This is a genomic window from Streptomyces sp. NPDC021225, assembly GCF_044332865.1.
Lineage (GTDB): Bacteria > Actinomycetota > Actinomycetes > Streptomycetales > Streptomycetaceae > Streptomyces.
This window is the reverse complement of the sequence record NZ_JBIRPV010000010.1, coordinates 16,609-38,478: the sequence shown is the minus strand read 5'-3', so window position 1 is coordinate 38,478 and position 21,870 is coordinate 16,609. Positions and strand designations below refer to the sequence as shown.

Genomic DNA, 21,870 nt, shown 5'->3' with positions numbered 1-21,870 from the left:
TCAAAGAGGCCGGGGTGCCATGGTATCGATCCCGCCACGCCACTTGCCTCCCGGCCGCCCCAAGGCACACAAAGACGAGGGTGGGGAGCCGCCGTGAGGCAGGCTCCCCACCCTCGGGTGATGGCGCGGCTCAGATCGTGATCAGGGCCTCCAGGGGCGCGCTGTCGAGCGCGGGGAGGAGGCGGCTACGACCGTCGAGGAAGCCGAGCTCCAGCAGCACCGCGACCGCGGCGACCTCGGCGCCCGCGCGGCGGATGAGCCGCAGCGACGCCTCGGCGGTGCCGCCGGTGGCGAGCACGTCGTCGATCACCAGGACCCGGTCGCCGGGCTCCAGCGCATCGGCGTGGATCTCGATCTCCGCCGTGCCGTACTCCAGCTCGTACGCCTGGCCCAGGGTCGCTCCAGGGAGCTTGCCCGCCTTGCGCACCGGTACGAAGCCGATCCCGGCGCGCACGGCGGCCGGAGCGGCCAGGATGAAGCCGCGCGCCTCCAGGCCCACGACCTTGGTGGCGCCGTGCTTGGCACACAGTTCGGCGAGCGCGTGCGTCAGCGCGCCGAAGGCGGCCGCGTCGGCCAGCAGCGGGGTGATGTCCTTGAACATCACCCCCGGCTTCGGGTAGTCCGGCACATCCAGGATCCGGCTGAGCAGCAAGCCGCGCAGTTCCTCGCCGCCCAGGCCGCCGAGCGCGGGATCCGTCGTAGCGGCGCTCATCGGCGCTTCCCCGACGGCCGGCCACGGCCCCGGCTGCGCGAGGCGGGCTGACGGCGCTGGCCGGCGCCCGCGGCCGCGGGGGTCGGCGCGTCGCCGTCCTCGACGGACGGCGGGGTGACGTCCTCCGGCGCCTGCTCGGCGTCCGAGTCGGCCTTGGCCGCGACCGAGGCACGCTTGGCGCGCACCCGCTTGGTCAGGGCCTTCATCTGCGGGTCGCGCTCCTTCAGGTCCGCCACCAGCGGGGTGGCGATGAAGATCGAGGAGTACGCACCGGCGGCGAGGCCGACGAACAGCGCCAGCGAGATGTCGTTGAGCATGCCCGCGCCGAGCGCACCGCCACCGATGAACAGCAGCGCGCCGACCGGCAGCAGCGCCACGACCGTGGTGTTGATGGAGCGCACCAGGGTCGAGTTGAGGCTGCGGTTGGCGAGCTCGCTGTAGGTGAAGCGGCTCTGCTTGGTGATGTCCTTCGACGCTTCCTTGAGACCGTCGAAGACGACGACGGTGTCATAGAGCGAGTAACCGAGGATGGTCAGCAGACCGATCACGGTGCCCGGGGTGACCTCGAACCCGACCAGCGCGTAGACGCCGACCGTGATGGTGAGGTCGTGGATCAGCGCGATCAGGGCGGCCAGCGCCATACGCCACTCGAAGGCGATGGCCAGATAGATCACCACCAGGACCATGAAGATCGCCAGACCTTGCCAGGCCTTGCCGGCGATCTCCTTGCCCCAGCTGGGGCCGACCAGCTGGGTGTCGATCTTGCTGGTCTGGACGTCCAGCTCCTTGGCGAGCTTCTCCTGGACCGGCAGAGCCTCCTTGGTGCCCAGCTCGCTGATCTGGATCCGCAGACCGCCGCGGCCGAGCTCCTGGACGACCGCGGTGTGGCCGCCGGACGCCGACTCCGCCACATGGCGAGCGTCGGAGGCCGACACGCTGGTCTTCGGGGTGGTGAAGACCGCTCCGCCGGAGAACTCGATGCCCATGTTGAGCCCGCGCACCGCCAGGCCCACGATGGCCGTGATGGTGATCAGTATCGAGACGCCGTACCAGAGCTTCCGCTTGCCGACGAAGTCGTAGCCGACCTCGCCTCGGTAGAGCTTGGCGCCGAGAGTGCCGAGTCGCGACATCTCACGCCTCCTTCGGGTCGGCGGGGGCGGGGGCGGGGGTGCGGCGGCCGCGGCGCAGCGGCGGCTTGACGCCCAGGCGCCGCGGGTCCAGGCCGGACCACGGGTGACCGCTCGCGAAGAACTTGCGCCCGGCCAGGATCGTCATCAGCGGCTTGGTGAACAGGAACACCACCACGACGTCCAGCAGCGTGGTGAGGCCCAGGGTGAAGGCGAAGCCCTGCACCTTGCCGACCGTCACGACGAACAGCACCGCCGCCGCGAGGAAGGACACGAAGTCCGACACCAGGATGGTGCGCCGGGCTCGCGGCCAGCCGCGCTCGACGGCCGGGCGCAGCGAGCGACCCTCGCGGATCTCGTCCCTTATGCGCTCGAAGTACACGATGAAGGAGTCGGCCGTGATACCGATCGCGACGATCGCACCACAGACGGCCGGCAGGTTCAGCGCGAAGCCGATGCCCGGGCCGAGCAGCACCATGATCGTGTACGTCAGGATGGCGGAGACCCCGAGGCTGGCCATGGCGACCAGTGCCAGGCCGCGGTAGTACACCACCAGGTAGATGACCACGAGCGCCAGGCCGATGGCGCCGGCGACCAGGCCGGCCTCCAGCTGCTCACCGCCGAGCGCGGCGGAGACGGTGGTCTCGTCCGCGATGTCGAACGACAGCGGCAGCGCGCCGTAGGACAGGACGTTGGCCAGGTCCCCGGTGTTCTGCTGGTTGAAGTCCGGACCGGAGATGGTGGCCCGGCCGCCGACGATGGACTCGTCGACCTTGGGGTCGGAGTAGACCTCGCCGTCCAGGACGATCGCGAACTGGTTCTGCGGCGGCTGCTGCGTGGCCAGCTGACCGGTCACATCGGCGAACTTCTTGCCGCCCTTGCCGGTGAAGTTCAGCTGGACGATCCAGCCCTGGCCGCTCTGGCTGTCGTAGACGGAGGAGGCGTCCTTGACGTCGGTGCCCTCGACCTTGGACGGGCCGAGGATGAACTTGCGCGAGCCGTCCCGGTCACAGGCGACGATGGAGTCGGTCGGCTTGGTGCCCGCGGCCTTCTCCCGGGCCTTGGCCCGGGCCGCCGGGGTGGAGCAGTCCAGGTCCGCGAGCTGCTTGCTCAGGTCGTCGGCGCTGGAGGAGTCGCTCTTCGGGGTCTTGGACGCCTTGGGGCTCCCCGAGGCGCTCGGGCTCTGCGAGGGAGTCGGCGTCTCGTCGGCCTTCAGCCCCTCGGAGACGGCCCGCCCCTGGCTGCTGCTGGACGCGCTCGCGCTGCTCGACGCGCTGGGGCTGTTCGAAGCGCTCGGGCTGTTGGACGCGCTCGAGCTGCCCTTGGCGGTCGGGGTGTCCGACGCCTTGCCCTTGTCGTTCTTGCCCTTGCCGGTCGGGCTCGGCGAGGGGCTGGTGGTGGGCTCGGTCTTCTTGCCGTCCGTGTAGGTCACCACGGGGCGGAAGTAGAGCTGGGCGGTGGTGCCGACCTGCGTGCGGGCCTGTTTCGCGTTCATCCCCTTGGGGATGTTCACGATGATGTGCTTGTCGCCCTGCGTCTGGACCTCGGCCTCGGACACGCCCAGACCGTTGACCCGCCGCTCGATGATGCCGACGGCGGTGTTCATGTTGTCCGCGTTGATCGCGTTGGGCTTGCCCGGCTGGTTCTTGGCCTCCAGCGTGAAGCTGGTGCCGCCCGCCAGGTCGATGCCCAGCCGTGGCGTGGTGTGACCGGAGATGAACATCCCCGCGGTGAGCGCCACGATGGCGACCAGGATCGTGACCAGGGCGCGCCCGGGCCTGCCCTGTGACCCGGAGGACCTGCGGCCCTTCTTCGGTGCTGCCACCTTCTCGTAATCTCCCTGTCCAACCGCCCGGCACCGGGTGTGCGCCGGGCGGCCACGAAGTCTTGTGGGACGAACCCCCGCCGGAGCCTAGACCGTCCGAGGACCGCGGCGCACCGAGCGGTGGCGCGCCGCGGTCCCCGGAGCGGCATTACTTGGCGTCGGAGTCGCCGTCCCGCTTGTCCTCCTTCGGCGCGTCGGCCGCGGCCGACGGCTTGCTGAGGTCGGTCTTCTTGCCCTCGTCCGCGGCCTCGGCGTCGCCGTCGGCCGTCCCGGTCTCACCCTCGGCCTCGGCCTCGGTGAGCGAGGAGGCGTCGTCGGGGACGACGGGGGTGTCGTCGTCAGTGTCGTCAGGGTCGATCCCGTGCACGATCCGGTTGTACTCGGCGTCGTCGAGGACGGCACCCACCGCGTTCTTCGCGTAGAAGGCGTGCACGCCGGGAGCGACCTCGAGGAGGACCGCGTCGTCATGGACCTCCTTGACCGTGGCGTACATGCCGCCGATGGTCCGCACGCCGGTGCCGGGTCCCATCTGGTCACGCATCTGTGCGGCCTGGCGCTGCTTGTTCTTGGCCGACCGGGTCATCAGGAACATGGCCCCGATGAGCACGATGAACGGCAGGAGAGTCATATACACGGGACGGAAATTCCTTCACATGACCGCGGGGACGCGACCTGGGCTATGGGATGGTGGTCATGCCGAGCCGGACACGGACGGCATACGGACGGCATCGGCGGAGTCTAAGCGAGCCCGCGCCTATGGAACAACGCCCGGCGCGGCCGTTGGGTTCCTGACCCGGCCAGAATCGGCTATTCGCCCGCTCAGCCCTCGAAGAGTCCGGGCTGGGCACCGCCGCCGTGCTGCGGCGCGGCCAGCCCCAGATGGGTCCAGGCCGCGGGGGTGGCCACCCGGCCCCTGGGCGTACGGGCCAGTAGCCCCTCGCGCACCAGGAAGGGCTCGGCGACCTCCTCGACCGTCTCCCGCTCCTCCCCCACCGCGACCGCCAGCGTCGACAGCCCCACCGGGCCCCCGCCGAACAGCTTGAGCAGGGCGGTCAGCACCGCGCGGTCCAGCCGGTCCAGGCCCCGGCCGTCCACGTCGTACACCTCCAGGGCGCGGGCGGCGATCTCGGCGGTGATCACGCCGTCCGCCTTGACCTGGGCGTAGTCGCGCACCCGGCGCAGCAGGCGGTTGGCGATGCGCGGGGTGCCGCGGGAGCGCCCGGCGATCTCGCCCGCGCCCGCGGGCTCGATGGCGACGTCCAGGAGCCCGGCGGAGCGGTGGATGACGCGCTCCAGCTCGGCCGGGGCGTAGAACTCCATATGGCCGGTGAAGCCGAAGCGGTCGCGCAGCGGGGGCGGCAGCAGCCCGGCCCGGGTGGTCGCGCCGACCAGGGTGAAGGGCGGCAGCTCCAGGGGGATGGCGGTGGCGCCGGGGCCCTTGCCGACGATCACGTCGACGCGGAAGTCCTCCATCGCCATGTACAGCATCTCCTCGGCGGGCCGCGACATGCGGTGGATCTCGTCGAGGAAGAGCACCTCGCCCTCGGTGAGCGAGGACAGGATCGCGGCGAGGTCGCCGGCGTGCTGGATGGCGGGCCCCGAGGTGATCCGGATGGGGGCGCCCATCTCGGCGGCGATGATCATCGAGAGGGTGGTCTTGCCGAGGCCGGGCGCGCCGGACAGCAGCACATGGTCGGCGGTGCCGCCGCGCTGCCGGGCCGCCTTGAGGACCAGGTCGAGCTGGACGCGAACCCGCTCCTGGCCGACGAACTCCCCCAGGTCCTTCGGGCGCAGCGCGGCCTCGACCGCCTGGTCCTCGCCGTCGGCGTCGGCGCCCACCAGCCGGCCGGCGAGGGCGTCGTCGGCGGCGGCCGGTGCGGTTTCGTCCCAGTTCACGGAAGTCTCGCCTCGCGATGTCGTATCGGGCAGTGCGGCCGGGCGCACGGGGCGGTCGCCCGGCCCGGTTCGAAGGCCCTCAGCGGGCCCGGTTCAGGGTCTGGAGGGCGGCCCGCAGCAGCTGCGCCACCTGCGGGGTGCCGCCCGCGGCCACGGCGGCCTCGGCCTGCGGGGCGACGGCCGCGACCGCGTCCTCGGCCTCGCGGGGCGCGTATCCGAGGCCGACGAGGGCGGCGTGCAGCTGGTCGCCCCAGCCGGGGGCGGCGGCGGCCGCGGCGGGGCGGCCCACCGGCTCGCCGAGCCGGTCCTTGAGCTCGAGCAGCAGCCGCTGCGCGCCCTTCTTGCCGATCCCGGGGACGGCGGTCAGCGCCTTCTCGTCGCCGGTGGACACGGCGAGCCGCAGCGCGTCGGGCGAGTGGACGGCCAGCATCGCCTGGGCGAGCCGGGGGCCGACCCCGCTGGCGGTCTGGAGCAGCTCGAAGACCTGGCGCTCGTCGTCGTCCGCGAAGCCGTAGAGGGTGAGGGAGTCCTCGCGGACCACGAGGGAGGTGGCGAGCCGGGCGGGCTGGCCGACGCGCAGCCCGGACAGCGTGTTCGGAGTGCACTGGAGGGCCATACCGACCCCGCCGACCTCGACGACGGCGATATCCGGGCCGACGGCCGCGACCGGGCCGGAGACGAACGCGATCATGAAATACGGCCTTTCGTGGTGCGGTGGGCGGCGACGGCCTGCTGGAGCCGGTTGGTCGCGGGCGCCCGCCAGATGTGGCAGATGGCCAGCGCCAGCGCGTCGGCGGCGTCGGCGGGTTTCGGCGGGGCGTCGAGCCGCAGCAGCCGGGTGACCATCGAGCCGACCTGCGCCTTGTCGGCGCGCCCGGATCCGGTCACGGCCGCCTTGACCTCGCTCGGCGTGTGGAGCACGACCGGCAGCCCCCGGCGGGCGGCGCAGAGCATCGCGACCGCGCTCGCCTGGGCGGTGCCCATGACCGTTCGCACATTGTGCTGGCTGAACACCCGCTCCACCGCCACGACTTCGGGCCGGTGGGCCTCCAGCCACTCCTCCAGGCCACGCTCGACGAGCACCAGTCGGTCGCCGATCTGGGCGTCCGCCGGAGTCCGTATGACACCGACCCCGAGCATGCGCAGCGGCCGCCCCGCGACCCCCTCGACCACGCCGACGCCACACCGGGTCAGCCCCGGGTCCACGCCCAGCACCCGCACCGCGCCCCTCCCCATCGCCGCTTTCGATCACCTGCTCGGAGCGTAGCGGGCGCCACTGACAAAGGGCCCCACCGACAACGACGGGCCGGTGGGGTGTGTCCCCGCCGGCCCGTGCGCCGCTGGTCTCGCCTCAGGCGTCCACCTTGGCCATGACCTCGTCGGAGACGTCGAAGTTGGCGAAGACGTTCTGCACGTCGTCGCTGTCCTCCAGCGCGTCGATCAGCCTGAAGATCTTCCGCGCCGCCTCCTCCTCCAGCTCGACCTGCATGGTGGGCACGAAGTTGGCCTCGGCGGAGTCGTAGTCGATGCCCTCCTTCTGGAGCGCGGTGCGGACCGCGACCAGGTCGGTGGCCTCGCTGATCACCTCGAAGGACTCGCCGAGGTCGTTGACCTCCTCGGCGCCCGCCTCCAGCACCGCGCCCAGCACGTCGTCCTCGGTCAGCTCACCCTTGGGGACGATCACCACGCCCTTGCGGTTGAACAGGTACGACACCGACCCCGGGTCCGCCATGGATCCGCCGTTGCGCGTCATGGCGACGCGCACGTCGGAGGCGGCGCGGTTGCGGTTGTCGGTCAGGCACTCGATGAGCACCGCGACACCGTTCGGCCCGTAGCCCTCGTACATGATCGTCTCGTATTCGGCGCCACCCGCCTCGAGCCCGGCGCCGCGCTTGACCGCGCTGTCGATGTTCTTGTTCGGCACGGACTGCTTCTTCGCCTTCTGGATGGCGTCGAAGAGGGTGGGGTTGCCGTCGGGGTCGGCGCCGCCCATGCGGGCAGCGACCTCGACGTTCTTGATGAGCTTGGCGAAGAGCTTGCCGCGCTTGGCGTCGATCACGGCCTTCTTGTGCTTCGTCGTAGCCCATTTAGAGTGGCCGGACATCCGCCTGTCTCCTTCGCTTAACCCAGTGCTGTACGAACGTCTGAGATCCTACCGGGACCGTGTCATCCGGCGGACCTCACGATGTCGACGAACAGCGCGTGTACCCGGTGATCGCCGGTCAGTTCGGGGTGGAACGACGTCGCGAGCACATTGCCCTGCCGCACGGCGACGGCGTGGTCCCCGTATGTGGCGAGCACCTCGACGCCCGCGCCCACGGACTCCACCCACGGCGCCCGGATGAAGACGCCCTCGACCGGGCCGCCCTCGACGCCCGCGACCTCGACCGCAGCCTCGAAGGACTCGTTCTGGCGACCGAAGGCATTGCGGCGCACCGTCATGTCGATGCCGCCGAAGGTCTCCTGGTCGTCCCGGCCGTCGAGGATCTTGTCCGCGACCATGATCATGCCCGCGCAGGTGCCGTACACCGGCATCCCGGCCCGCACCCGCTCGCGCAGCGGCTCCAGCATCCCGAAGATGACGGCGAGCTTGGACATGGTGGTGGACTCCCCACCGGGGATCACCAGGCCGCTGACCTCAGCGAGCTCCTCGGCCCGGCGAACCGGCCGGGCCTCGGTGCCGGCCGCGGCGAGCGCGGCGAGGTGTTCGCGGACATCGCCCTGAAGGGCGAGCACTCCGATGGACATGGAACCTCTCGGGACGGAGCGGGAAAGGGGCAGACGGCCCGCGCGGGCCGTCCACCGGCAAGCGGTCGGTGCGGTTACCAGCCGGTCCTTTACCAGCCGCGGTTGGCGTAGCGCTCGCCCTCGGGGAGGGTGTCGCAGTTGATGCCGACCATGGCCTCACCCAGGTTGCGGGACACCTCAGCGACGACCTTCGGGTCGTCGTAGAAGGTGGTGGCCTTGACGATCGCGGCGGCGCGCTTGGCCGGGTCGCCGGACTTGAAGATGCCGGAGCCCACGAAGACGCCCTCGGCGCCGAGCTGACGCATCAGAGCGGCGTCGGCCGGGGTGGCCACACCACCGGCGGAGAACAGCACCACCGGCAGCTTGCCGAGCTCGGCGACCTCCTTGACCAGCTCGTACGGGGCGCGCAGCTCCTTGGCCGCGGCGTACAGCTCGTGGTTGTCCAGGCCCTTGAGCCGGGCGATCTCGCCCTTGATCTGCCGCAGGTGGCGGACCGCCTCGACGACGTTGCCGGTGCCGGCCTCGCCCTTCGAACGGATCATCGCCGCACCCTCGGCGATCCGGCGCAGCGCCTCGCCCAGGTTGGTGGCGCCACAGACGAACGGCGTGGTGAAGGACCACTTGTCGCTGTGGTTGACCTCGTCGGCGGGGGTGAGGACCTCGGACTCGTCGATGTAGTCCACGCCCAGGGCCTGGAGCACCTGCGCCTCGACGAAGTGGCCGATCCGGGACTTGGCCATCACCGGGATGGAGACCGCGCTGATGATCCCGTCGATCATGTCCGGGTCGGACATCCGGGCCACGCCGCCGTCCTTGCGGATGTCGGCCGGAACGCGCTCGAGGGCCATGACCGCGACGGCGCCCGCGTCCTCAGCGATCTTCGCTTCCTCCGGCGTGACGACGTCCATGATCACGCCGCCCTTGAGCTGCTCGGCCATGCCGCGCTTGACGCGCGCGGTGCCGGTCTCGGGGGTCTGGGGCGTGCTGGCGGGCGTGATGGACACGTTTGACCTCACTCGATGATGAATGGTGCGATGAGCCCATCGTAGGGCCGTTCGATAGACAAAAGCCGCCCGGGTGGTCCCCGGACAAGGGCCAATCGCGGGGCGGTGGCCTCAACCGACCTGCGCCGTCAGGGCCGCCGGAGGCTCGTCGTCCATCTCGAACGCCATCGGGAAAGGGGCATGGCCCGCGAGCCGGAACCAGCGCACCTTGCGGTGCCGGCGCAGGGCCCGCGCCGCGCGCACCGCGTCATTGTGGAACCGCCGGGCCATCGGCACCCGCCGCACCGCCTCCGTCAGCTCACCCAGCGCCGCCTCGCCCCCCGGCGCCTCCCGCACCGCCTCGACCTGTCCACTCTCCGCGAACACCGCGCGCAGCGCCTGGCTCAGCTCGCTCTCGGCGACCTCGCGCTGCTCCTCCTCCGCCTGCCGCGCCGCGTGCGCGGCCTGGTACAGCACCATCGAGGCCGCCGGATCGAGCACCCCGGCGGTGGCCAGCTCCTGCGCGACCGAGGCCCGCCGCAGCAGCTGCGCGTCGAGCGCCGCGCGCGCCGCGTCCAGCCGGCTGTGCAGCCGGTCCAGCCGCCCCGCGGTCCAGCTCAGATAGACAGCGACGACGACCAGAAGGGCCACGATCCAGATCAAAGTGGTCACGCCGGGCCACGCTACCTGCTGCCCACCGCGCCCCCACTCACCGCCGGAAGCCAAAGGCTGGGGCTAACCCCGGGCCAGCCCCAGCCGGGCCCGCAACCCCGCGCGCTCGTCCGCGGCCACCGACGCCGCCCCGTCCGCCACCGTCTCGTACACCGCCAGGATGTCCGCCCCGACCGTCTCCCAGTCGAACCGGCGCACATGCCGACTGCCCCGCTCCCGCAGCTCCGCGCGCCGCCCCGGGTCGCCCAGCAACCCGATCGCGGCCCGCGCCAGCGCGTCCGCGTCCTCATTGGCGAACAGCTGCCCCGCCGCTCCCCCGTCCAGCACCTGCGCGAACGCGTCCAGGTCGCTGGCCAGCACGGGCGCGCCCGCCGACATCGCCTCGACGAGGATGATGCCGAAGCTCTCCCCGCCCGTGTTCGGCGCGACATACACATCCACGCTGCGCAGCAGCCGCGCCTTGTCCTCGTCGCTCACCATGCCCAGGAACTCCACCCGGCGGCGCATCTCCTCGGGCAGCGTGGCCACGGCCTCCTCCTCGTCACCACGCCCGGCGACCAGCAGCCGCGCCCCGGGCCGGGCGGCGAGGATCTCCGGCAGGGCCCGCATCAGGACCGGCAGGCCCTTCCTGGGCTCGTCGATGCGGCCCATGAAGCCGATCGTCTCCCCCTGCCACTCCTTCTTGGGCTCCGCGCCGGCGAAAAACCGCACATCGACGCCGTTGGGGATGACGACCGCGTCCCCGCCCAGGTGCTCGACCAGCGTCCGCCGCGCGTACTCGCTCACCGCGATCCGGGCGCTGATCTTCTCCAGCGCGGGCTGAAGGATCGGATACGCCGCGATCATCGCCCGGGAACGCGGGTTCGAGGTGTGAAAAGTCGCCACGATCGGGCCCTGCGCCGCCCAGCACGCGAGCAGCCCCAGCGAGGGCGAGGCGGGCTCATGGATGTGGATCACGTCGAACGCGCCGTCGTGCAGCCAGCGCCGCACCCGCGCCGCGGAGAGAAAGCCGAAGTTGAGCCGCGCGACCGAGCCGTTGTACGGCACCGGCACGGCCCGCCCGGCGGAGACGACATACGGCGGCAGCGGCGTCTCGTCGTCCGCCGGAGCCAGCACCGACACCTCGTGCCCGCGCCGGATCAGGTGCTCGGCCAGGTCACGGATGTGGAACTGGACGCCACCGGGGACATCCCACGAGTACGGGCAGACGATCCCGATCCTCACCGCTCCTCCGTTCCGGAGCCGTCGCCGGCGCCGGGAGCGCCACCCGGACGGGGCCCGAGATCCGCCAGCCAGAGCCGCTGAAGCATGTGCCAGTCCTGTGGGTGGTCGGCGATCCCGGCGGCGAACACGTCGGCGAGCTCCTGCGTCATGACCGCGGCCTTCTCCGCACTGGTGCCCATCGAGGGGACCTCGATCGGCGGATGCACCCGCCCCCGCATCACCGGGGACGCGTCGTACCAGAGGGTGACCGGCAGCAGCAGCGCACCCGTCCTTGCCGCCAGTATGGCGGGCCCGGCGGGCATCTTGGCCGACTCGCCGAAGAACTTCACCTCAACTCCAGACGCCGACAGATCCCGGTCGGCGACCAGACACACCAGCCCGCCCGCCCGCAGCCGCCGCGCCAGCGTCCCGAAGGCGCTCCCGCCGGTGTGCGGCAGCACCTCCATGCCCAGGCCCTCCCGGTAGGCCACGAAGCGGTCGTACAGCGCCTCGGGCTTGAGCCGCTCCGCGACGGTGGTGAACGGCACGCCCAGCTCGGTGGTGACCCACGCCCCGGCCAGGTCCCAGTTGGCCATGTGCGGCAGCGCCAGCACCACCCCGCGGCCGCTCGCCAGACCGTCCGTGAGGTTGTGCAGGCCCTCGGGGTCGAACCCGCCGCGGACGCGCCGCTCGCTCCAGGCCGGCAGCCGGAAGGACTCCATCCAGTAGCGCAGATACGAGCGCATCCCGGCCCGGGACAGCTCGGCCAGGCGCCGCGGGGAGGCACCGGGCACGACGCGCGCCAGATTGGCCTCCAGGCGCAGCACCCCCTTGCCGCGCCGCTTCCACGCCACATCGGCGATCCGCTGCCCGAGCGCCGTCGCGACCGGTTCGGGGAGCTTCTTGACCGTGCTCCAGCCGAGCCCGTACAGCGCGTCGGTCAGCTTCTCGCTCACCGCGTCTCGCCTCCCTGGACCACCGCCCGGTCCGCCGCGTCCGCCTCGGCCGCCTCACGGCGCACCGTCACCACGCGCTGGATCAAGGTCACCGCGCTGCCGACGGCCACGATCCACAGGGCGATCGGCAGCAGCACCTCGATATGCGGCACACCGAACTTGTGCAGCCCGGAGAAACCGCAGGCCACCAGCGAGATCACCAGCCGCTCGGCGCGCTCGACCAGCCCGTTGACCTTGACCGGCAGGCCAATGCTCTCGCCCCTGGCCTTGGTGTACGAGACCACCTGGCCGCTGGCCAGGCAGAAGATCGCCACCGCGCACAGCGCGTTGTCGTTCCCGCCTCCGGCATACCACAGCGCGAGACCGCCGAAGATCGCTCCGTCCGCGACCCGGTCGAGCGTGGAGTCGAGGAACGCCCCCCAGCGGCTGGAGCGCCCGAGCTGGCGCGCCATATTGCCGTCGACCAGATCCGAGAAGACGAAAAGGGTGATGACGACCGTGCCCCAGAAGAACTCCCCCCGCGGGTAGAAGACCAGGGCACCCGCGACCACACCGCCCGTCCCGGCGAGGGTCACCGCGTCGGGGCTGACCCCCAGGCGGATGAGCAGGGCGGCGAACGGGGTGAGAACACGCGTGAAGAATGCACGCGCGTACTTGTTCAGCATGGCCTTCCCGGGGGGTCGAAACGGACCGGGTGGTCAACGGGCCACCGGCTGGCCCATCGTAGCCACGCCCCAAGGGGCCACCGCGCACGCATCGGGATGCGCGGGGCCGACGCCCCGGCGACGCCCGGATGTGCGACGTATGGACGCACCATGGCCTCGGTGGAAAGCTCGAAGTATCGCGGATCTCGACCTGGAGGCGAGACATGGGCGACAAAACGAGCACGCAATCAGGGGCCGCCGGAAGGGCGGCGACGGCCGACCGGCCCAGCTCCGTACGGAACGTGGTGCTGGTCGGCCACAGCGGATGCGGAAAGACAACACTGGTGGAAGCCCTCGCGCTGGCCACCGGAGCGATCAACCGGGCGGGCAGGGTCGAGGACGGCGGATGCCTGTCCGACTACGACGAGATCGAGCACCGGCAGCAGCGCTCGGTCCAGCTGTCCCTCGTCCCCGTCGCCTGGGACGGGGTGAAGATCAACCTTCTGGATACCCCGGGGTACGCCGACTTCGTCGGGGAGCTGAGGGCCGGTCTGCGGGCAGCGGACGCGGCCCTCTTCGTCGTCTCGGCGTCCCAGGACGCCCTGGGCATCGCGGGCGCGACCCGCATGGTGTGGGACGAGTGCGCGGCCGTCGGAATGCCGCGCGCCCTGGTCATCACGCACCTGGAGGCGGCACGCGCCTCCTTCGAGGAGATGACCGAGCTGTGCCGGGAGACCTTCGGCGGCGACGACCCCGACGCGGTGCTGCCCCTGTATCTGCCGCTGCGTGGCGAACCCGGACCGGACGGGCACGCCCCCGTCACCGGGCTGATCGGACTCCTCTCCCAGCGGGTGTACGACTACGCCTCGGGCGTACGGACCGACGCGGCGCCCGCGCCCGACCAGCTGCCGCTGGTCGAGGAGGCCCGCAACCGGCTCATCGAGGGGATCATCGCCGAGAGCGAGGACGAGACCCTCATGGACCGCTACCTCGGCGGCGAGGAGATCGACGTCAAGACGCTCATCGGGGATCTGGAGAAGGCCGTGGCCCGCGGCTCCTTCCACCCCGTGCTGGCCGCCGCGCCCGCCCTTGAGGGCTCGAAACAGGGCCTGGGCACCACCGAACTGCTCGAGCTGATCACCGGCGGCTTCCCGACCCCCCTGGAACGGGAGGCCCCCACCGTCACCACCCCGGAGGGCAAGCCCCGCCCACGGCTGGACTGCGACCCCCAGGGCCCGCTGGCCGCCGAGGTGGTCAAGACCTCCTCGGACCCGTATGTCGGCCGGATCTCCCTGGTGCGGGTCTTCTCCGGGACGCTGCGCCCGGACGAGACCGTGCATGTGTCCGGCCACGGCCTCACGGACCGCGGTCACGAGGACCATGACGTGGACGAGCGGGTGGGCGCCCTCACCACGCCCTTCGGCAAGGCACAGCGCATGCTCAACCAGGCCATCGCGGGCGATCTGGCCTGCGTCGCCAAGCTGAACCGCGCCGAGACCGGGGACACCCTCTCCGCCAGGGACCAGCCGCTGCTGATGGAGCCCTGGGAGATGCCCGACCCGCTGCTGCCCGTCGCGATCCGGGCGCACAGCAAGGCCGACGAGGACAAGCTGTCCCAGGGGCTCGGCCGGCTGGTCGCCGAGGACCCGACGATGCGCCTCGAACAGAACCAGGACACCCACCAGGTGGTGCTGTGGTGCCTGGGCGAGGCCCATATGGACGTCGCGCTGGAGCGGCTGCGCTCCCGGTACGGCGTGCAGGTGGACGCGGTGCCGTACAAGGTGTCGCTGCGCGAGACGTTCGGCGGCCGTTCCGCCGGGCGCGGGCGGCACGTCAAGCAGTCGGGCGGGCACGGACAGTACGCGATCTGCGAGATCGAGGTGGAGCCGCTGCCCGAGGGCTCCGGCATCGAATTCGTGGACAAGGTCGTCGGCGGGGCGGTGCCCCGGCAGTTCATCCCCTCCGTCGAGAAAGGCGTGCGCGCGCAGGCGGCGCGGGGCGTGGCCGCCGGCTACCCCCTGGTCGATGTGCGGGTGACCCTGCTGGACGGCAAGGCCCACTCGGTGGACTCCTCCGACGCCGCCTTCCAGACGGCGGGCGCGCTCGCGCTGCGGGAAGCCGCCGCCGACGTCCGGATCCATCTCCTGGAGCCGGTCGTCGAGGTGTCGGTCCTGGTGTCCGACGAATACGTCGGCGCGGTCATGAGCGACCTGTCGGGCCGGCGCGGCCGGGTCGTGGGCACCGAACAGTCGGGCGGCGGCCAGACGCTGATCCGGGCGGAGGTCCCCGAGATCGAGATCGGCCGGTACGCCGTCGACCTGAGATCGCTGTCGCACGGCACCGGGCGGTTCAGCCGCTCGTACGCCCGCCATGAACCGATGCCCGCGCAGCTGGCCGACCGGATCCAGGAACAGGCCGAGGCCTGAGGCACGTTCGCCGAGCGCCCGCCCCAACTCGCGTGGGGCGGGCGGCCGAGCGCGGTTGTCCACAGGCTTGCGACGCCCTGGCGACAGGGACCGCACACCCCGATACGCTGAGGTCGCAGCTCAAGCAGTATGCGCTATTGGGGGCGTTGGTGACGGCGGACGTATTCGACTTCAGCCCGGGGGCGCAGATCCCGCTCTCCGGCGCGGCAGGCCAGACCGCGGCGACGCAGGCGCTCGCCTCGGCCGCCTATCGCGACGGCCCGGCGGACAAGCTCCTCGATGCCAACTCGGAGTGGACGGTCTCCGAGGTCAAACCACCGAAGATCTCTCTGTTCGAGCCCAATCTGGGCGAGGCGTTCTCGCGCGCGGTGCAGATGCGGATGCTCGGCGGCGGCCGCGGCCAGGTGATCCAGTCCTTCGGCATGGAGCCGCAGACGGTGGTCGAGCACTGCCTGGCGGCCAACCGCATCCGCAAGACCCGGGATGCCCGGCTCACCGTGGTCATGGCGGTCTTCGGGCTGCTCTTCCTCCCCGGGGTGCTGCTGTGGCTCGGCGCCTTCCAGCTGCGGCGCACCGTCGCCGGATCCCAGGACAAGCGGATGGGGGCGCTCGGCACCATCTTTCTGGCGGCGCTCGCCGTGGTGACCCTCATCTTCCTGATCAAGCTCCCCTTCGACGGGTTCTTGGGCCTCTATCTGCGCGGCGTTATCGTCGCCCCCGTCATCGGGTGGTACGTGGCCAAGCAGATCAGTGAGCGCACGGCCAAGAACCTCCGGGAGGCCTGGAGCGGCCTGCTGTCGGGCGGCGGGATCGGCGCGAAGGTCCCCGAGACCGTGCCGAACCACCCCGGCCAGACCTCGGCCGAGGAGCTGCGCAAGGCGCTGCACAAGCTCACCGCCGAGCAGCACAGCAATGTGGTCTTCTACGCCGGCGCCAAGGGGATACTCGGCATGGGCACGCGCTGGGGCAGCTGGCAGCTCGCCGAGGATCTGGTGTCGGCCGACCCCGACAAGGAGATCGACCCGTTCCGCAGCTGGGACGTGATACGCGCGATCCATGACCAGCTGCGGATGCTGGAGCGCAGCCCCCTGCACACCGGAGGCTTCCCCACCCCCTCGGTGCGCCATTGGGTGGTCTCGGCGGTCGGCGAGGGGGCCAAGTCGGTGGCGCGCGGCGGCACCTCGGAGGGGGAGGGCTTCCAGATAAAGGGCGTCGAGCTCCAGCGGATCTGCGACGAGCAGCAGTTCGACTCCGGCGACCGGCACTACCTGGGCGTGCAGTTCGTCCTCTGGGACGGCCAGCTGGTGATCACCTTGCTGATCACGGTGACCCTCCTGCACAAGACCATGCGGATCGAGGTCACCGGCCATGCGCTGGGCCCGGTGCACCCCCTGTTCACCACCAAGCCCTCCGCGCCCTCCAAGACGGTCAGCAAGACCTTCAGGTTCTGGGAGACCAAGTCCATCCCGCTGCCCCTGGTGGACGCGAAAGAGGTGGTGCGGCTGGCCGTCCGCGCCCCCTTCACCTGGTACCCGCCGCTGCTGGACTACCTGGGCGGCAAGCTGGCCCTGCCCGAGCCTTTCGGCCTGCGCCACGCCTGGGCGGACAAGCCCTGGCGCCACCGGTTCATGGCGGACGACGCAATGCGCACCGCCACCCCGGTGCTGCGGGTGGTCCACGAGGCGGCGATCGGCGTGCTGAAGCACCACGGTGTGAACACCGAGCGCTTCGGCAACCGCTCGCTGGCGCTCAGCGGCCAGGTCCAGGACGCGGCCCCGAAGAAGGCCGACCTGTACGACGCGTAGCCGGTCACCGGCCCCGGCCCCGGCCGCACGGCCGGGGCCGGGGCCGTCACCGCGGGAAGGCCGGAGGTCAGGCCCGCGGCCAGGCGTCGGCGAGCATCCGGCGGGTGTCGGCCAGCAGTTGGGGCAGCACCTTGGTGTGGCCGACCACGGGCATGAAGTTGGTGTCCCCACCCCAGCGCGGCACCACATGCTGATGCAGATGGGCAGCGATCCCGGCGCCCGCGGAAGCCCCTTGGTTCAGCCCAATATTGAAACCGTGCGCGCCCGAGGCGGTACGCAGCGCGACCATCGCGGCCTTGGTGAACTCCGCGAGCTCGACCGTCTCCGCGGCGTCCAGCTCGGTGTAGTCGGCCACATGCCGGAAGGGGACGACCATGAGGTGTCCGCCGTTGTACGGGTACAGGTTCAGCACGGCGTAGACATGCCGGCCCCGAGCGAGGATCAGCCCGTCCTCATCGGACTTCTCCGGGATGGAGCAGAACGGGCAGCCGTCCCCGGCACCCGGGCCGGTGGGTTTGTTCTCGCCTTGGATGTACGCCATCCGGTGGGGTGTCCACAGGCGCTGGAACGCGTCGGGCGTCCCCACTCCGATCTGCTGCTCCGGCTCACTCGTCATGCGGGCCAGCATATTCGTCCAGGGCCGATGAGGATGCGGTGAGGGGCGACCCCGTTCGGGGCCGCCCCTCGAATGCGTAGCCCCACGCGTGCGGGGCCGAGATCACACCTGGATCCGGCGCTCCACGGCGTCAAGGATCTCGGCGATCGCCTCCGCCTTGGGAATCCCGTTCTTCTGCGAGCCGTCCCGGTAGCGGAAGCTGACCGCCCCGGCCGCCATGTCGTCGTCACCAGCGATGATCATGAACGGGATCTTGGCGCGCTGAGCATTGCGGATCTTCTTCTGCATCCGGTCCGAGGAAGAGTCCACCTCCACCCGCAGCCCCTTCGCCTTGGCCGCCGCCGCGAACTCCTCCAGGTACGGCACATGGCTGTCGCCGATCGGGATGCCCACCGCCTGGACCGGCGCGAGCCAGACCGGGAAGGCGCCCGCGTAGTGCTCGAGCAGCACCGCGAAGAACCGCTCGATGCTCCCGAACAGGGCCCGGTGGAGCATGATCGGCTGCTGCCGCGAGCCGTCCGCCGCCGTGTACTCCAGCTCGAACCGGGCGGGCTGGTTGAAGTCGACCTGGATGGTCGACATCTGCCAGGTGCGGCCGATCGCGTCCTTCGCCTGGACCGAGATCTTGGGCCCGTAGTAGGCCGCGCCGCCCGGGTCCATGACCAGCTCGAGGCCCTGCTTCTCAGCGGCCTGCCGCAGCAGGTCGGTGGCCTCGGCCCACTGCTCGTCCGACCCGATGAACTTGTCGCTGTCGTCCCGGGTGGACAGCTCCAGGTAGAAGTCGCTCAGGCCGTAGTCGCGGAGCAGGTCGAGCACGAAGGTGAGCAGGGAGTCCAGCTCGTCCGGCGCCTGCTCCCTGGTGCAGTAGATGTGCGAGTCGTCCTGGGTGAAGCCGCGGGCCCGGGTGAGGCCGTGCACGACGCCCGACTTCTCGTAGCGGTAGACCGTGCCGAACTCGAACAGCCGCAGCGGCAGCTCTCGGTAGGACCGCCCGCGCGCCCTGAAGATCAGGTTGTGCATCGGGCAGTTCATGGCCTTGAGGTAGTAGTCCTGCCCCTCGAACTCCATGGGGGGGAACATGCCCTCCATGTAGTGCGGCAGGTGCCCCGAGGTCTCGAACAGCTTGGCCTTGGTGATGTGCGGGGTGTTGACGAACTCGTAGCCGGCCTCTTCGTGCCGCTTCCGCGAGTACGCCTCCATCTCCCGGCGGATGATCCCGCCCTTGGGATGGAACACCGCGAGGCCCGACCCCAGCTCGTCGGGGAAGGAGAACAGGTCCAGCTCGGAGCCCAGCTTGCGGTGGTCGCGCTTCTCGGCCTCCACCAGGAAGTCCAGATACGCCTTCAGCTCGTCCTTGGTCGGCCAGGCGGTGCCGTAGATCCGCTGGAGCTGCGGGTTCTTCTCGCTGCCGCGCCAGTACGCGGCGGCGCTGCGCATCAGCTTGAACGCCGGGATGTTCCGGGTGGTGGGCAGGTGCGGCCCCCGGCACAGGTCCTTCCAGCACAGCTCGCCGCTCTTCGCGTCGAGGTTGTCGTAGATGGTCAGCTCACCGGCGCCGACCTCGGCGGACGCGCCCTCGGCGGCCTCCGCGGCCGATCCCTTGAGCCCGATCAGCTCCAGCTTGTACGGCTCGGCCGCCAGCTCCTCGCGCGCGGCCTCGTCGGTGACGGGGCGGCGGGAGAACTTCTGGCCCCGCTTGATGATCTCCTGCATCTTCTTCTCGATGCGCTTGAGATCGTCCGGGTGGAACGGGGTCTCGACGTCGAAGTCGTAGTAGAAGCCGTCCTTGATCGGCGGGCCGATGCCGAGCTTGGCCTCCGGGAAGAGCTCCTGCACGGCCTGCGCCATCACATGCGCGGTGGAGTGGCGCAGGATGTCCAGGCCGTCCTGGCTGGTGATCTCGACCGGCTCGACCTCGTCGCCCTCGGCGACCTCGTACGCCAGGTCCTTCAGCTGCCCGCCCACGCGCGCGGCCACGATCGAGCGGTCGCCGTCGAACAGGGCCGCCGCCGTCGTGCCCGTGGTCACCACGCGCTCTTCCCGCTCGGAATCGCGTTGGATGATCACACGGACGTCTGACACCGGTCTCTCCTGACTGATGGATCACTCGGAGCAGCGATTGCTGCGCAGCGTGAATCGTACCGAGCCCGGGGGCCGGACCGCGAAACGGTTACGGGGACGATCACGGCCGCGCATGGGCCCGGCCGGAGCCCGCCTTCGGGGCGCCGGGGGTCCTGGTCAGGGTGTCAGGGCTCGTCGCGCGCCTCCTCGGGCCCGCCGCACGCCTCCTCGAAGAAGGCCGCGACGCCCAAATGCTCTTGCATCGACTTCAGCAGCCGGTCCCGCTCGGCCTCGTCGACCTGCACCGGTGTGACGTCCGTGGCCCCCGTGATCCGCCGGAACCCGCCCCGGCTCTCCAGCCTGCCGCTCACCCGGATCGGCAGCCCCACCAGATGGGCGTGGACGGCGATCCGGTAGTCGTCCTCCCCCAGCGTGATCCGCACCTGGGCCACCTCGGCGCCGGCGAGCACCCGCAGCCGGACCGTGCCGGGGCCGCCGGGCCCCGTGCGGCGCAGCCGCACCACCGCGCCGGTGACCCGCACCGGCACGGGCGGCTCGGCCCGTTCGTAGCGGGCGCCGGCCTCCCGCAGGGCCGGCAGGTCGCCGGGGCTGAACTCCACCGGGTCCGGCCGGGCCGCCGAGCCGCGCGGCGGCCCGGCCCCGGGCGACCACTCCAGCGCCACCCGGGCCCCCTCCGTCCCCTCGACGAGGGCGACGACCGCCTCGGTCAGCTCACGGCTCACGCCCGCCTCGACGGCGGCGTCGAAGGCCTCCTGCCTGCCGGTGGCCCGCTGGTAGTCCACCGCGTCGCGGAGCCCGTACAGCGCGTGCAGCAGGGTCGCGGTGACGGCCCGCCCGCGCTCCACCGGCACGAAGACGGTCAGCTCGCGCCCGTCGGGGCCGGCCGGGCCGACCAGGACGCGCTCCAGGGCCGCCTCGGCCTCGCGGCGGTGCCGCGCCCCGTGGTAGCCCGCCCGCCCCCGGGCGGCGAGCGCACCGGCCAGCAGCGTGGCGCGGGCGGCGGCGCGCAGCCGCTCCTGCGCGCTCCAGGCGGGGGCGCCCGCGCGGGGCTCGGGCACCTCGCGCCGCCAGCGGATCTCGTCGCTGGGCACGGCCAGGCCGATCAGCACCTCGCGGGCGGACGGCGCGGCGCTGCGGGCCAGCGCGGTCATCGCCTCGCCGAGCAGGTCGGCGCTGTCGGGGAACTCCCGGCTCTGCGGCACCAGCAGGCTGGTGCCGCCGGCCGGGTCGCCCGGCGGGGTCCACCGCCCGTACCGCCCCGCCGCTCCCCCGCGCCGCCGCCAGCCGTGGCGGGCCAGCAGTGCGCCGAGCACGGCGGGGTCCACCTCGTCCGGGGACGGGACGGGCGGGGTGGCTGGGAAGGGCGGGGTGGCTGGGGTGGGTACGGGCTCGCGTCGGTACCGGTCCATCAGGGTCTCCCTCCCGCCCCGACCCGGGCCATGATCTCGCAGAGCGCGCGGTCGTCGAAGACCCGCGAGGTCGGGATCCGCACGGTGGTCCGGCGGCTGCCCGTGACAGGGTGGCCGGCCAGATTGGTCCAGTAGCAGCAGTGGCGCAGGGCGAGCCGGTCGTGGCTTGCGCGTACCCAGTCGTCGCGGGCGCGGGGCACGATCATCACGACGAGGATCTTGTGGACCGACACCGGGGTGCGGGCCAGCTTGATCAGGTGATCGTTGTCGAGCGTGAAGGAGAAGGTCGGCCCGGGCGGGCGGGGCGCGAGCTGGTAGGTGGCCTTGAGCTGCACCTTGATCGTCACTTCGTCGTCGACGGTGTGGCCGCGCGCGCTGTGGCTGAGGTGCCAGTCGATGCCGTGGTCGGGGAAGGGCTGCGCCAGGGAGCAGCCGGCCGCCGCGGCGACCGCGTGCAGATAGCCCACCTGAAGGGTCTCCATGCAGGCGGTGGTGGCGAGGGAGCCTCGCGGCGGGGCGATCCGCTCGGGCAGCAGACTGCTCGCCGACGCGGCCGGGTCGGGCTGCGCGAGCGCCATGTCGTCGAGCGCCTTCCGGTGTTGCCGGTCAGTTCCGCAGGGCTCGGTCATCCCCCGGCTACGACAGGGGCGTTATAGCCCATACATGTGTGTTGTCTCCGCGTCAGGCCGTGTGCAAACGGCGGCGGTTCGAGCCGTTGTCCTCGGGTATCACCAGGTGGGGCGGGGTTGTAGGTGCCATTTGGTGA

Annotated in this window: 20 protein-coding genes; 2 read left to right on the top strand and 18 right to left on the bottom strand. The window is 71.5% G+C overall.

Translation table 11 applies throughout. The features are described 5' to 3' along the window. Nucleotides 1-130: 130 nt before the first annotated feature. The 14 genes from ACH4S9_RS34155 to pgsA form a co-directional block, all read right to left on the bottom strand. Nucleotides 131-712 (bottom strand): adenine phosphoribosyltransferase, encoded by a 582-nt coding sequence (locus tag ACH4S9_RS34155; RefSeq protein WP_352129150.1) that lies wholly within the window; start codon nucleotides 710-712, stop codon nucleotides 131-133. Beyond that, on the bottom strand, nucleotides 709-1,842 hold the full coding sequence (secF, locus tag ACH4S9_RS34150; protein WP_385345614.1) for a protein translocase subunit SecF: 1,134 nt from the start codon (nucleotides 1,840-1,842) through the stop codon (nucleotides 709-711). The genes ACH4S9_RS34155 and secF overlap by 4 nt, the downstream gene beginning before the upstream one ends. 1 nt (nucleotide 1,843) lies before the next feature. Beyond that, nucleotides 1,844-3,664: a protein translocase subunit SecD gene (gene secD, locus ACH4S9_RS34145; RefSeq protein ID WP_385345612.1), complete on the bottom strand. Its 1,821-nt coding sequence runs from the start codon at nucleotides 3,662-3,664 to the stop codon at nucleotides 1,844-1,846. Nucleotides 3,665-3,812: 148 nt separating this feature from the next. Further along, nucleotides 3,813-4,292, bottom strand: a complete 480-nt coding sequence (gene yajC, locus ACH4S9_RS34140; protein ID WP_311725908.1) for a preprotein translocase subunit YajC — start codon at nucleotides 4,290-4,292, stop codon at nucleotides 3,813-3,815. A 191-nt stretch (nucleotides 4,293-4,483) separates the two neighbouring features. Then, the gene (gene ruvB / locus ACH4S9_RS34135) at nucleotides 4,484-5,560 is read right to left on the bottom strand and encodes a Holliday junction branch migration DNA helicase RuvB (RefSeq protein WP_311725795.1); all 1,077 of its coding nucleotides are present in this window, start codon (nucleotides 5,558-5,560) and stop codon (nucleotides 4,484-4,486) included. Nucleotides 5,561-5,639: 79 nt separating this feature from the next. Then, nucleotides 5,640-6,251 carry a Holliday junction branch migration protein RuvA gene (gene ruvA / locus ACH4S9_RS34130; RefSeq protein ID WP_398375449.1) on the bottom strand — a complete coding sequence of 204 codons (612 nt, stop codon included), beginning with the start codon at nucleotides 6,249-6,251 and terminating at the stop codon, nucleotides 5,640-5,642. Beyond that, nucleotides 6,248-6,781 carry a crossover junction endodeoxyribonuclease RuvC gene (gene ruvC, locus ACH4S9_RS34125; RefSeq protein ID WP_311725906.1) on the bottom strand — a complete coding sequence of 178 codons (534 nt, stop codon included), beginning with the start codon at nucleotides 6,779-6,781 and terminating at the stop codon, nucleotides 6,248-6,250. Before ruvC ends, ruvA begins: the two co-directional genes overlap by 4 nt. A 130-nt stretch (nucleotides 6,782-6,911) precedes the next feature. Further along, on the bottom strand, nucleotides 6,912-7,664 hold the full coding sequence (locus ACH4S9_RS34120; protein ID WP_311725793.1) for a YebC/PmpR family DNA-binding transcriptional regulator: 753 nt from the start codon (nucleotides 7,662-7,664) through the stop codon (nucleotides 6,912-6,914). Between the two features lie 62 nt (nucleotides 7,665-7,726). Then, a complete protein-coding gene (gene pdxT / locus ACH4S9_RS34115; protein WP_311725792.1) occupies nucleotides 7,727-8,308 on the bottom strand; it encodes a pyridoxal 5'-phosphate synthase glutaminase subunit PdxT in 582 nt (193 codons plus the stop codon). A gap of 89 nt (nucleotides 8,309-8,397) precedes the next feature. Continuing rightward, a complete protein-coding gene (gene pdxS, locus ACH4S9_RS34110) occupies nucleotides 8,398-9,312 on the bottom strand; it encodes a pyridoxal 5'-phosphate synthase lyase subunit PdxS (protein WP_311725791.1) in 915 nt (304 codons plus the stop codon). 111 nt (nucleotides 9,313-9,423) lie between these two features. Continuing rightward, entirely contained in the window at nucleotides 9,424-9,963 is a 540-nt protein-coding gene (locus tag ACH4S9_RS34105; RefSeq protein ID WP_311725790.1) for a hypothetical protein, read from the bottom strand. A gap of 63 nt (nucleotides 9,964-10,026) precedes the next feature. Next, the gene (locus ACH4S9_RS34100; protein ID WP_385345608.1) at nucleotides 10,027-11,187 is read right to left on the bottom strand and encodes a glycosyltransferase family 4 protein; all 1,161 of its coding nucleotides are present in this window, start codon (nucleotides 11,185-11,187) and stop codon (nucleotides 10,027-10,029) included. After that, nucleotides 11,184-12,122 carry a phosphatidylinositol mannoside acyltransferase gene (locus tag ACH4S9_RS34095; RefSeq protein ID WP_398375447.1) on the bottom strand — a complete coding sequence of 313 codons (939 nt, stop codon included), beginning with the start codon at nucleotides 12,120-12,122 and terminating at the stop codon, nucleotides 11,184-11,186. Before ACH4S9_RS34095 ends, ACH4S9_RS34100 begins: the two co-directional genes overlap by 4 nt. Next, complete coding sequence (gene pgsA, locus ACH4S9_RS34090; RefSeq protein WP_311725787.1) at nucleotides 12,119-12,787, bottom strand: phosphatidylinositol phosphate synthase; 669 nt, start codon at nucleotides 12,785-12,787, stop codon at nucleotides 12,119-12,121. Before pgsA ends, ACH4S9_RS34095 begins: the two co-directional genes overlap by 4 nt. A gap of 203 nt (nucleotides 12,788-12,990) precedes the next feature. On the opposite strand from pgsA, the gene ACH4S9_RS34085 reads away from it, so the two are divergent. Continuing rightward, nucleotides 12,991-15,192: an elongation factor G-like protein EF-G2 gene (locus ACH4S9_RS34085; protein ID WP_398375445.1), complete on the top strand. Its 2,202-nt coding sequence runs from the start codon at nucleotides 12,991-12,993 to the stop codon at nucleotides 15,190-15,192. Nucleotides 15,193-15,341: 149 nt separating this feature from the next. After that, nucleotides 15,342-16,997 carry a hypothetical protein gene (locus ACH4S9_RS34080; protein ID WP_311725785.1) on the top strand — a complete coding sequence of 552 codons (1,656 nt, stop codon included), beginning with the start codon at nucleotides 15,342-15,344 and terminating at the stop codon, nucleotides 16,995-16,997. A 67-nt stretch (nucleotides 16,998-17,064) separates the two neighbouring features. On the opposite strand, the gene ACH4S9_RS34075 is transcribed toward ACH4S9_RS34080, so the two are convergent. The 4 genes from ACH4S9_RS34075 to ACH4S9_RS34060 all read right to left on the bottom strand — a co-directional run bounded on the left by ACH4S9_RS34075 (nucleotide 17,065) and on the right by ACH4S9_RS34060 (nucleotide 21,682). Beyond that, nucleotides 17,065-17,625: an HIT domain-containing protein gene (locus tag ACH4S9_RS34075; protein WP_311725784.1), complete on the bottom strand. Its 561-nt coding sequence runs from the start codon at nucleotides 17,623-17,625 to the stop codon at nucleotides 17,065-17,067. Nucleotides 17,626-17,715: 90 nt separating this feature from the next. Next, a complete protein-coding gene (gene thrS / locus ACH4S9_RS34070) occupies nucleotides 17,716-19,695 on the bottom strand; it encodes a threonine--tRNA ligase (RefSeq protein WP_398375443.1) in 1,980 nt (659 codons plus the stop codon). Nucleotides 19,696-19,859: 164 nt separating this feature from the next. Next, entirely contained in the window at nucleotides 19,860-21,104 is a 1,245-nt protein-coding gene (locus ACH4S9_RS34065) for a hypothetical protein (protein WP_311725782.1), read from the bottom strand. After that, the gene (locus ACH4S9_RS34060) at nucleotides 21,104-21,682 is read right to left on the bottom strand and encodes a DUF4365 domain-containing protein (protein WP_311725781.1); all 579 of its coding nucleotides are present in this window, start codon (nucleotides 21,680-21,682) and stop codon (nucleotides 21,104-21,106) included. The genes ACH4S9_RS34065 and ACH4S9_RS34060 overlap by 1 nt, the downstream gene beginning before the upstream one ends. Nucleotides 21,683-21,870: the final 188 nt, after the last annotated feature.